Annotated in this window: 11 protein-coding genes and 2 pseudogenes; 1 reads left to right on the top strand and 12 read right to left on the bottom strand. The window is 64.5% G+C overall.

Annotation, left to right across the window (positions count from 1 at the left end):
* The 9 genes and pseudogenes from VFB18_RS00065 to VFB18_RS00025 form a co-directional block, all read right to left on the bottom strand.
* Window positions 1-947 (bottom strand): annotated as a pseudogene (locus VFB18_RS00065) (formate dehydrogenase); the annotation flags it as partial.
* Entirely contained in the window at window positions 944-1,417 is a 474-nt protein-coding gene (locus tag VFB18_RS00060; protein WP_324970236.1) for a formate dehydrogenase subunit gamma, read from the bottom strand. The gene VFB18_RS00060 and the pseudogene VFB18_RS00065, both read right to left, overlap by 4 nt.
* 252 nt (window positions 1,418-1,669) lie before the next feature.
* Window positions 1,670-2,617, bottom strand: a complete 948-nt coding sequence (locus VFB18_RS00055) for a LysR family transcriptional regulator (protein WP_324970237.1) — start codon at window positions 2,615-2,617, stop codon at window positions 1,670-1,672.
* A gap of 126 nt (window positions 2,618-2,743) precedes the next feature.
* Window positions 2,744-3,220: a copper chaperone PCu(A)C gene (locus VFB18_RS00050; RefSeq protein WP_324970235.1), complete on the bottom strand. Its 477-nt coding sequence runs from the start codon at window positions 3,218-3,220 to the stop codon at window positions 2,744-2,746.
* Between the two features lie 59 nt (window positions 3,221-3,279).
* Window positions 3,280-3,897: a cytochrome c gene (locus tag VFB18_RS00045; protein ID WP_324970234.1), complete on the bottom strand. Its 618-nt coding sequence runs from the start codon at window positions 3,895-3,897 to the stop codon at window positions 3,280-3,282.
* Entirely contained in the window at window positions 3,898-4,179 is a 282-nt protein-coding gene (locus tag VFB18_RS00040) for a hypothetical protein (RefSeq protein WP_324970233.1), read from the bottom strand. It lies immediately after the preceding gene.
* Window positions 4,180-4,246: 67 nt separating this feature from the next.
* A complete protein-coding gene (locus tag VFB18_RS00035; RefSeq protein WP_324970232.1) occupies window positions 4,247-5,626 on the bottom strand; it encodes a copper oxidase in 1,380 nt (459 codons plus the stop codon).
* Window positions 5,627-5,642: 16 nt separating this feature from the next.
* Window positions 5,643-7,055: a TolC family protein gene (locus VFB18_RS00030; protein WP_324970231.1), complete on the bottom strand. Its 1,413-nt coding sequence runs from the start codon at window positions 7,053-7,055 to the stop codon at window positions 5,643-5,645.
* 67 nt (window positions 7,056-7,122) lie between these two features.
* Window positions 7,123-7,266: a hypothetical protein gene (locus VFB18_RS00025; protein ID WP_324970230.1), complete on the bottom strand. Its 144-nt coding sequence runs from the start codon at window positions 7,264-7,266 to the stop codon at window positions 7,123-7,125.
* A 54-nt stretch (window positions 7,267-7,320) separates the two neighbouring features.
* Between VFB18_RS00025 and VFB18_RS00020 the strand changes: the two genes are divergently transcribed.
* A complete protein-coding gene (locus VFB18_RS00020; protein ID WP_324970229.1) occupies window positions 7,321-7,455 on the top strand; it encodes a hypothetical protein in 135 nt (44 codons plus the stop codon).
* Between the two features lie 197 nt (window positions 7,456-7,652).
* Here the strand turns inward: VFB18_RS00020 and VFB18_RS00015 are convergent, their stop codons facing one another.
* From VFB18_RS00015 to VFB18_RS00005, 3 genes and pseudogenes are all read right to left on the bottom strand, one after another.
* Complete coding sequence (locus tag VFB18_RS00015; protein WP_324970228.1) at window positions 7,653-9,065, bottom strand: mannose-1-phosphate guanylyltransferase/mannose-6-phosphate isomerase; 1,413 nt, start codon at window positions 9,063-9,065, stop codon at window positions 7,653-7,655.
* 205 nt (window positions 9,066-9,270) lie between these two features.
* Window positions 9,271-9,744 carry a transcription elongation factor GreA gene (gene greA / locus VFB18_RS00010; RefSeq protein WP_324970227.1) on the bottom strand — a complete coding sequence of 158 codons (474 nt, stop codon included), beginning with the start codon at window positions 9,742-9,744 and terminating at the stop codon, window positions 9,271-9,273.
* A gap of 96 nt (window positions 9,745-9,840) precedes the next feature.
* A pseudogene (locus tag VFB18_RS00005) lies at window positions 9,841-10,720 on the bottom strand (carbamoyl phosphate synthase large subunit); the annotation flags it as partial.

Here is a 10,720-nt window from a genome sequence, read left to right as displayed (position 1 = left end):
GGCACGGTCGCGAGCGACAGCACGTTGTTGATCACCGTCGGCTTGCCGAACAGGCCGATATGGGCGGGGAGCGGCGGCTTGGCGCGAACCTCGCCCCGCTTGCCCTCGAGGCTTTCCAGCAACGAGGTCTCCTCGCCGCACACATAGGCGCCGGCGCCCGCGCGCACCTCCATGTCGAACGCGAGGCCCGAGCCCGCCACGTTGTTGCCGAGCATGCCGCCCTTGCGCGCCTCGTTGATGGCGATCTCCATCGCCTCGATGGCATGCGGATATTCGGAGCGGATATAGACGTAGCCGCGTGTGGCGCCGACCGCGATGCCGGCGATGGTCATGCCTTCGATCAGCACGAAGGGGTCGCCTTCCATGATCATGCGGTCGGCGAAGGTGCCGGAATCGCCTTCGTCGGCGTTGCAGACGATGTATTTCTGTTGGGGAGGGGTGTCGGCGACGGTGCGCCACTTGATGCCGGTCGGGAAGCCGGCACCGCCGCGTCCACGCAGACCCGATGTGATCACCTCCTCGACGATCGCCTTGGGGCCGACTTCAAGCGCCTTCTTCAGCCCGAGATAGCCTTTATGGCGTTTGTAGTCCTCGAGACTACGGGGATCGACGATGCCGCAGCGGTAGAAGGTGAGGCGCGTCTGCCGCTTGAGGCAGGGAATCTCCTCGACAAGCCCGTGCCCGAGGCTATGCTTGGCGCCGTCGAGCATGCCGGCATCGAGCAGACTGTCGACGTCGCGCGCCTGGACCGGTCCATAGCCGACGCGGCCCTCCGGCCGTTCCACTTCGACCAGAGGCTCGAGCCAATAAAGCCCGCGCGAGCCAGTGCGTACGATCTCGACATCGAGCCCGCGCCTCTCGAAGGCCTTGCGAAAGGCGGTCGTGACCTGCTCGGCGCCCACACACAGCGCGCCCGAATCGCGCGAGATGAAGATACGCGCCTTCACGCTTGCGCCTCCTTGAGCAGGTGATCGAGCTTCTCCTCGTCGAGCAGCCCGTACACGTCCTTGTCGAGCATGGCGGCCGGCGAGGAATGGCAAAGGCCGAGGCAATAAACGGGCTCCAGCGTGACGCGATTGTCGAGCGTCGTGCTGCCCATCTCCACACCGAGCTTTTCCTCGGCGCGAGCGGCGAGCCTGTCGCCGCCCGCAGCTTGGCAGGACTCGGCGCGGCAGAGCTTGAGCACGCGCCGGCCCGGGGGTTCCTTGCGGAAATCATGGTAGAAGGTGACGGTGCCGTGGATCTCCGCGCGGGAAAGGTTGAGCGCCTCGGCAATCAGTGGGACTGCAGCCTCTGGCACGCAGCCGAACGTCTCCTGCATTTCGTGCAAGATCGGAAGGACTGCGCCTTCCATGTGAGCGCGGCTGGCGATGATTTCGCTCGCGCGCTCAGCGGACCAAGCTTCATATCGCGCCATTCGGGAGCCGCTTCGTACCTCGTCGAAAAATGTGAAAAAAACTGTGTGAAATCAACAAAGCGAGCCAATCGCCCGATCGGCTTTTTCTATCGATCTCGGAGTGCGCCGACACGTCCCTCGGGCGAGGCCCTGCCGCCTCAGTCACATAGGGCCTGCACTCGTCCGACGCAACGCCAAAAAGCAAAATTTCTCTTTATTTACAATTGCCTATCGCCTGATCGGGAATCGAGATCGAGTCCGCTTTGGGCGTGGTTAGGCCGTCGCAGCCTTGCGCCGCTTTGGGCCCGCGACGCGGGCCACCGCACCTTCGCCGCCCAGGATCGGCGCCAGCAACTTGGCCTCGGCGACAAGCGCATTGATCAAGGGTGTCAGCGGGTTGCGGTGCGGCACGACAAGCCCGACTGAATGGGTGACGAGGGGATCGACGATTGGAATCGCCCGCACCTTCTCGGTCAGCCCCAGCACCTCGGCAAGCTTCGCCGGCATGACGCTGGCCCATTTGCCGGTGCGCACATGAGCGAAGAGCACGACCACAGAGTTCGACTCGAGGGTCGGTGAGACATCTGCGCCTGCCTCTCGCAAGAGCTGCTCGATGATGCGGCGGTTCTGCATGTCGGGAGTAAGCAAACAAAGCGGCACCTTGCCCACCTCGGCCCACGTCACCTTGTCGCGCGTGCCAAGCGGGCTCTCCGAGGAGGTGAGCAGTCGATACTCCTCGCTATAGAGGGGGATGGTCTGCACCCGCCCGAGCGGCTCGTTGTCCAGGTAAGTGAGGCCGGCGTCGACTTCGAGATTTTCGAGCTGTCCCAGCACCTCGATCGAGTTGCGCGAGAGAATGGTGAAGCTCACATCGGGGTGTTTGGCGCGGTAAGGCGTGGTGAGCATCGACACCATGGCGAGCGCGGTCGGAATGGCGGCGATGCGGATATGCCCGGCAAGCCCGCGTTTCAACGCGTCGACCTCCTGGCGCATGGCGCGTGTATCGCCGACGATGCGCCGCGCCCAGTCGAGCACACGCTCGCCCTCCGGCGTAAACCCCTGGAAGCGCGAGCCGCGCTGCACGAGTAGCACCCCGAGCTGATCCTCGAGTTGCTTGATGCCGGCCGAGAAGGTGGGCTGGCTCACGCCGCAAGCTTCCGCCGCATGCCCGAAATGCCGCTCGCGAGCTAGCGCAATAATGAATTCGAGCTTTTCCAGCATCGGCCCGGTTTGGGTCAACTCCCTTGGATCAACTATTGTGGCAAGAAGCCCCGGCAAGGGCCAGAGTCTTTACCCTCATTGCCATGACCTTCAGCCATGGCGGCATGGCAGGAGCGTGACGGCCTCCTAGTGGTGGCCCGCCGCATCAGGGCCCGGCGCCCCCAACCCTGCGACGCTGAAGGTGACATCGACGGTTCCCGCACGCTCGAAGGTAAGCGTTGCGCTAAAGGTCGAGCCCTTCTCGAGCGGCGCCTTGAGCCCCATGAGCATCAGGTGGTATCCGGCCGGTTCCAACACGACCGTGCCCTTGGCCGGGATGGCGACGCCGTCGGGAACCGGCCGCATCTCCATCTTGCCGTCCGCCATCGTCGTCTGATGGATCTCCGTCTTTTCGGCAACAGAGGTCGTCACCGAGACGAGCCGGTCCGGCGTATCGCCTTCGTTCTTGATGGTGAGATATCCCACGCCGATTTCGACGCCCGGCGGGGTCGCCCGCGACCAGGCATTTTCGACGCCGATCGAGATCTCCGCGGCGGCAGGACTTGCGCCGGCAACGAGCAAGACGCCTGCAAGAGCAAAGCCGTAGAGCGGGAAGGGGGGCATGGGTTTCTCCCGGAGGGACACTCGGCAGGCGCCCATATGACCCCGAGGGCTACAGGCTTTCAATGGTCGTGGTCCATCTTCCCGCCTTGCGTCCGCATCATTTCCTCGTGGCTCGGCGCGCTCTTCACGAGGTCCTGATATTGGTCTGGCGTAAGCTCCGGCAACTTGCGCAGGAACGCGACGATATCCCAGAGCATTGCATCGTCGTGGGTGACGCCCCAGGCCGGCATGCCGGTCATCTTGATGCCGTGCTTCACGACCCAGAATTCCTCAGCCGGGGTCAAATCCGTTCCGCGGCGAAGCTCGGGAGCGCGCGGATAGAGGCCCCAACTGATCTCGGTTCGCTTCATGCCCGGGGCAAGGTGGCAACCGCTGCACATCTCGGCGTATTGCCCCGCGCCTCTGCTGATGCGCTTCGGATCGGCGAGATCGGACGGGACGACGACACGAGCGGCGCGCGCCGCGATCGATTCTTGCCGCACGGTGTTGAGCAGCCAGAAGACGGGCTGGGAATGCGGCGTATCGGCCGCAATGTTATAGACCCCGGCATGGACAATGATGGCGGCAAGCCCGATCAACGCGAGCAGCGCAGCCGCGACCGCCGCCGCAATCACCCAATGCCTCGCGATCCGCGACTCGATCGCGTGACGCCTCTCTTCGCCCGAACGGCGCTCCATTTATTTCTCCATCGCCTCCATCGCGCTATCCATATGGGTCTCGCACCCGTCCATGTCGTGCTTGGCCATCAGGTCTTGGGCCAGTTGCATCTCCTTTGTCGCCGTCGCCTTGGCTTCGCCGTCCGGCATGGCCTGGATGTCGGCGTTCATCGCGTTGATGCTGGTCTTGTTGCATTCCATCTTGTGCCCTTCGTGTGCGCCAGCCGAAATCGATGCAGCGATTGCCAGCGCAATCGAGCCGAGGGTTGCAAACATCAAGTTCAGAAATACAAACATGCGCATGCATCGTCTCCTTCGGTTTGAGCGTGCTTAGCAGCGGGCGTCGGGTTCGGTCGGTTCCATCGAGATCTTAGTGGTGGTTCGTCATTCCGGGCATCTCCATTCCCGGCATGTCCATGCTCGGAGTCGTGCCGTCGCCTGGCTTTTGCGCCGCCGGCACCCCTGAGGCGTCGACTTCATAGGCGACGGTCCCTTGCGGGTGCCGGTACCAGCCGGGATCGCGATAGTCGCCGGGTGCAAGGTCCTCGCGCACCTTCACCACGGTGAACATGCCGCCCATCTCGATCGGGCCAAACGGCCCCCTGCCGGTCATCATGGGCAGCGTATTGGGCGGAAGCGGCATCGTCATCGCCCCCATCATCGCCATGCCATCGGTGCCCATGACCATGGCCGTGGGCGCGGCGCGGGAAAGCGCGCGGCCGAGGGCGCGATCCGACACGCCGATGAAGTTGTGCACGTCGTGTCCCATGGCATTCATGGTGTGATGCGATTTGTGGCAATGGAACGCCCAGTCACCGGGCTGGTTCGCCACGAACTCGATGGCGCGGATCGCGCCGACCGGAACATCCACGGTCACTTCCGGCCATTGCGCGCTTTCCGGCACCCAACCGCCGTCGGTGAGACCGACGCTGAAATGATAGCCGTGCAGATGGATGGGGTGGTTGGTCATGGTGAGATTGGCGATTCTGATGCGCACTTTGTCGCCGAGGCGCACCGGCATGACATCGATCCCCGGAAAGACGCGCGAGTTGAATGTCCACAGATTGAAGTCGGTCATCTCCGCGACCTTGGGCAACGAGGTGCCGGGATCGAAGCGATAAGAGCCCATGATGAAGGCGAAGTCCCGATCGACGCGGCGGAAGGCGGGATCCTTGGGATGGACGACGAACGTGCCCATCATGCCCATTGCCATCTGCACCATCTCGTCCGAGTGCGGGTGGTACATGAAGCTGCCGCTTCGCGTGAGTTCGAACTCATAAACGAAGGTTTTGCCCACGGGGATGTGCGGTTGCGTCAACCCGCCCACGCCGTCCATGCCGTTCGGCAACGGCATGCCGTGCCAGTGGACAGTGGTGTGCTCGGGCAGCTTGTTGGTGACGAAGATGCGCACCTTGTCGCCTTCCACCGCCTCGATGGTCGGCCCCGGCGACTGGCCGTTATAACCCCAGAGCTTCGCCGTCATGCCCGGCGCGATCTCGCGCTCGACCGGCTCGGCGACGAGGTGGAACTCCTTCCATTGGCCGTTCATGCGCCAGGGGAGGGTCCAGCCGTTCAACGTTACCACTGGCGTGTAGGCCTGACCGTTGGCGGGCGGGAGCGGAGGCTTCATGGCGGGCGAATCGTTGGTCGGCGCCTCGGGGACGGCGGCGAGCGCCGCGCGTCCGCTGGCGGCTGCGGCGCCGGCAAGCGCGATCGCCGACCCGGTCAGGAAATGGCGTCGAGAGAGCATGGGGTTGTCCTTTCCGTCATTCGCTTGCCGCGCTCGCGGCGAGTAACGTTCCGTCGAGTGAGCTCAAGCGCCCGCCGCCGAGCACGGCGGCGCTGAGATCGGTGGCGGCGAGCCAGAAGTTGCGTTTCGCCTCGATGCTCGCGACTCTGGCCATGGTGCTCTCACGCGCCGCTTGCAGCAGCGCGAAGGCATCGACCTGCGCGGCGTTGTATTGCAGCTCGGTCTGCTCCGAGATGGTCTTGCGCAGCGGCAGCACCTCGCGCTCGTATTTGAGAGCGATGGCGCGCGTCGATGCGTAGGCGGAATACGCCTCGCGCGCTTCCGAGCGCGCATTGACGGCGATCGCCGCGAGGCTGTTCAGCGCCTCGAGGTAGCGTTGCTCGGCCTCGCGCGTCTTGGCCCTGCCGAAATCGTAGATCGGCACTTCGAACTCGATGTCGAAGCCGCCGCCGTCGGCTGATGGCTCGCCCGTGTCCTTTTGCGTCTTCGAAATGGCGCTCGCGTTGAGCACATTGATGAAACGCGTCGAGCGGGTTAGCCCGTAGGACCGGGCGAGCGTCTCGACCTCGAGCCGTCCGACGGCGAGGTCGACCCTGCGGTCCATCGCCTCCTGCTGCACGGCGGCGAGGCTCGGCGATTTGCCCTGCAATGGCGGCAGCGCGCGGGGCAGCACCGCGCCGAGTTCCTGGCTCCACAGCCCCATGAGCCGGGTGAGCTGCTCTTCCGACGCCTCCGCCTGCTGGCTGGCCGCCATCACCTGAGCGTCGAGCTCCGTGGCGAAGACTTCCGCCCGCGCATGGCTCAGCGCGTTGACCGCCCCCGTCTCGGTGAGCTTCTCGGTGAGCGCGGCGCTCGCCTGGGCATCTGCCTTGGCGGCGGTGAGGGCAGCGAGGATCTCGCGCGCGGCGACAGCGCGGATATAGGCGCGCCTCGTGTCGGCCGCGAGTCGCAATGTGTCCTCGGCGGCGCGGAGCTCGGCCTGCTCGATGCGGGCGCCGGCGATCTTCGACCGCGTCGGCCAAGTGGCGAGGGAAAGCACGCTCGCCACCACCTTCCGCTCGATGTCTAGCTCGATCGAGGTGGACACGTCGTCGAAGGAGAAGATCGGCAACGGCGGCCGGCTCGACTGCACCGCCACGGCCTCGGCGACGCCGAGCCGGTTATAGGCGGCTTGCAGCCCTGCATTGTTGAGGAGCGCGATCTGCACGGCGGCATCGGCGCCGAGCGGCGCATGCATGAGGCGCGAAACTCGGCTCTGCGCGAGCGCGGCGGCCTCCGGCGAACTGATCCGCACCACGTCCTTGTTCAGGCCGCCCCCTGCGACCATCGCCACGGTGCTCATCCCGCTGTCGGGGGAAAGGCTCTGGCAGGCTGAGAGCAGGGCCGCGCCCGCGATGGCGAACGCGCACCCCAAGAAATGAGAAGACATGGGTGGTCCTCGTCTGTCGTTAACGAAGCTCATACGCAGAACGCGAAACGGTCCCGCGCGAGCAGCCCTAGAGGACGGAGAGGGAGATCGGAGGCCGATCCGGCTGCTCTGGCGCGCGGCTCAGCGGATGCGGTGGCGCCGGAAGCGGAAGCGCGAGACCCGCCGCAAGTCCGGCCAGCGTTTGGTTGAGATCGGCCGGAAGCGCGCTCATGCAAAAGAGCCCGCAGCAGCCGGAGCCGGGCTGATGGCTGCTCGAGGGAAGCGAATGATCGCCATGATGGGCGTGGCTACCGGCTTTGCTCATGCCGTGGTTAACCGTGTCGGCGTGGGCGAGGCACTGGATGCCATGTTCCCCATGGCCAAAGGCGAGCACCGCAGGCGGCAGGACGAAGCAAAATGACGCGAACGCCGCAAGGGCGATCGCCAGCTTGAATCGGAATCCGCGCGTCAGTGCCGTCAACATCCGTTTTGGTTGCTCTTGTCCCTGCAAACAGGAGCCTAGGGCGGCGTGAGACGGGGGGCAAGCGCGCGATCGATCACAAAACGCGTTACCGGAGCTGCATATCCGGGTTTTGCAGGGCTTTTTCGGCGACGCCGCTATTCGGTCGCGCCCCGCCGGTAGATGTCGTCGTACCTGACGATATCGTCCTCGTTGAGGTAGGGCCCCGACTGCACCTCGATGAGGAAGGCAGGGATCTTTCCGGGATTGGCGAGGCGGTGCTTCTCGCCGATCGGGATATAGGTCGATTGGTTCTCGCTCAGCATCGCGACCTCCTGCCCGCGTGTTACCTCGACCGTGCCCGTCACCACCACCCAGTGCTCGGAGCGGTGATGGTGGCTTTGCAGCGAGAGCTTGCCGCCGGGACGCACCATGATGCATTTCACCTGATAGCGGTCGCCGCGGTTGAGGCTCTGATACCACCCCCACGGGCGGTAGACGCGGTTGTGCTGAAGCGCGAGCTCCCCGCCATTGCCTTTGAGATAGTCGACCACACGCTTGATCGCCTCGGCATGGTCCTTCGAGGCGACGAGGACCGCGTCCTCCATCGCCACTACCACGAGGTTCTCCACCCCGACCAGCGCGACGCAGGCATGGTTGCTGTAGGCGAGGCTGCCGCGCGTGTTTTCGAGAATGATCTCGCCGTCCCCCCCGGTCGCGTTGCCCTCGGCGTCCTTGTCCATGAAATTCCATAGCGCCGACCACGAGCCGACATCGTTCCACGGCGTGTTGAGCGGCACGCAGCGCATGACGTTGCCGGCCTTCTCCGCCACGGCATAGTCGAGCGAGATCGACTGCGCATCGCGGTAGGCTGGTCCCAGAACGTGGAAGCTCAGATCGTCCTTCGCCCCGTCGAGCGCCTTCCGGCACGCGTCCAGGATTTCCGGCGCGTGCGTGGCGAGGAGGTCGAGCATGGTGCCTGCCTTGAACAGGAAGATGCCCGCATTCCAGTAGAAGCTCCCCGCATCGAGATAGCGCTCGGCGGTTTCGGCATCCGGCTTCTCGACGAAGCGTTTCACCTTGAGATCGATGCGGTTGCCGGCCTCGGTCTCGATATAGCCGTAACCGGTATGCGGGCAGTCCGGCTCCACCCCGAACACCACGAGACTTCCAGCTTCAGCCGCCTCGACCCCGCTTTCGACCGCGCGGACGAAGCCCTCCGTGTCGCCGATCATGTGGTCGGAGGGCGCGAGCAAGACCAAGGCATCCTCATCGAAGCGGGCGGCGATCAAAGAGGCCACGCAGGCCGCCGGCGCGGTGTTGCGGCCCTCGGGCTCGATCACGATCCGGCTTGCGGCTGCGCCGATCTCCTCGATCTGGTCGGCGACCAGGAAACGGTGGCGATGGTTTGACAGGATATGGAGGCCGCCGAACAGCGGGCCCGACAACCGCTGGCAGGTCTGCTGGAACAGCGTGTCGGGTCCGGTCAGGCGATGAAACTGCTTCGGATAGGCCTCACGGGACAGCGGCCAGAGCCGCGTGCCCGCTCCTCCGCACAAGATAAATGGCAAGATTTGAGGCATCGCCTCTCATAATAGCCGTTTCGGGGACCCAGGAGGCTTCCTTAGCACGGGTCTGAGAAAGCCCCGGCAACCATCTTCACGCACGGTGAATCGGGGCGCTTTGATCGAATTGTCGCCGGAAGGCGCAAGCGCCTGAAACGATTCAGCCGATGGCGGCGAGCGAGCGGGAGCGACGGGGCGAGCCAGGCTTTGTCTATTTATACTCGACCTTGATGATCTGGTAGGACTTGCCGCCGCCCGGCGTCGACACTTCCACGATGTCCTTCTTGCGCTTGCCGAGAAGGGCGCGCGCGATGGGCGAAGTGATCGAGATCTTGCCCTGCTTCACGTCGGCCTCGACCTCGCCCACGATCCGGTACTTCACCTTCTCGTCGGTGTCCTCGTCCACAAGCGTCACGGTCGCCCCGAACATGATCTGGTCGCCCTTGAGCTTCGAGACGTCGATGATGTCGGCGCGCGACAGCTTGTCCTCGAGGTCGGCCATGCGCGCCTCGGTGATGCCCTGCTGTTCCTTGGCAGCGTGGTACTCGGCATTTTCCGAGAGGTCGCCATGGGTGCGCGCCTCGGCGATCAACTTGATGATCCGCGGGCGCTCCACGGTCTTGAGATGCTTGATCTCTGCCTCGAGCGCTGCATAGCCTTCTGCGGTCATCGGCACCTTGTCCATGTCTGTCCAAAGCTCCTTCGGGGCCCTCGGACTACTGTCCAAGAATTGCCCGGTCCAAGTCAAGAATCTGTAGATTTAGGCGGAATCCAAGGTTTTTCAAGCAAGCTCCCGCGTCCGCTTGCCAACGTAGCTCTGGAGGGGAGCGACCTTGAGGCCTCCGGCCCTAAGCGCCCGGATGGCCTTGGTGACGGCCAGGGCGCCGGCGAGGGTTGTATAATAAGGGATATGGTAGAGCAAGGCCGAGCGCCGGATCGAAAACGAGTCGGCCAGGGCCTTGGCCCCCTCGGTAGTATTAAAAACGATGTCCACCTCGCCGTTGGTGATGGCGTCGACGATATGGGGGCGGCCCTCCAGCACCTTGTTCACCCTCTCTGCCGGGATGCCATGGGCGTCGAGATGGCGCTTGGTGCCACGCGTGGCGATGATGCGGAAGCCCATCTCGGCGAGCTCCCTCACCGGTGCCACGACTTTCTCCTTGTCGCTGTCCTTGACCGAGACGAACACCGTGCCTGAGAGGGGAAGTTTGGCGCCGCCGCCGAGCTGGCTCTTGGCGAAGGCGATCGCATAGTCACGGTCGATGCCCATGACCTCTCCGGTCGAGCGCATCTCTGGCCCGAGCACCGGGTCGACGCCGGGGAAGCGCGCGAAGGGGAACACCGCCTCCTTGACCGCAATGTGATCGAGCACAGGCCGTTCCAGCCCGAAAGAGGCGAGCGGCCTGCCTGCCATGACCTCTGCGGCAATGCCCGCGACCGGCAGCCCCACCACCTTGGCCACGAACGGCACCGTGCGCGAAGCGCGCGGGTTCACCTCGAGGATGTAGATGTCGTCGTTCTGGATGGCGAATTGCACGTTCATCAGCCCGATCACGTTGAGCGCGCGGGCGAGTTCGACCGTCTGTCGCTCCATCTCGGCGACGATCTCAGGCTTGAGCGAATGCGGCGGGAGCGAGCAGGCCGAATCCCCCGAATGCACC

The organism is Methyloceanibacter sp. (assembly GCF_035650995.1).
Lineage (GTDB): Bacteria > Pseudomonadota > Alphaproteobacteria > Rhizobiales > Methyloligellaceae > Methyloceanibacter.
This window is presented reverse-complemented; position numbering and strand designations above follow the sequence as displayed.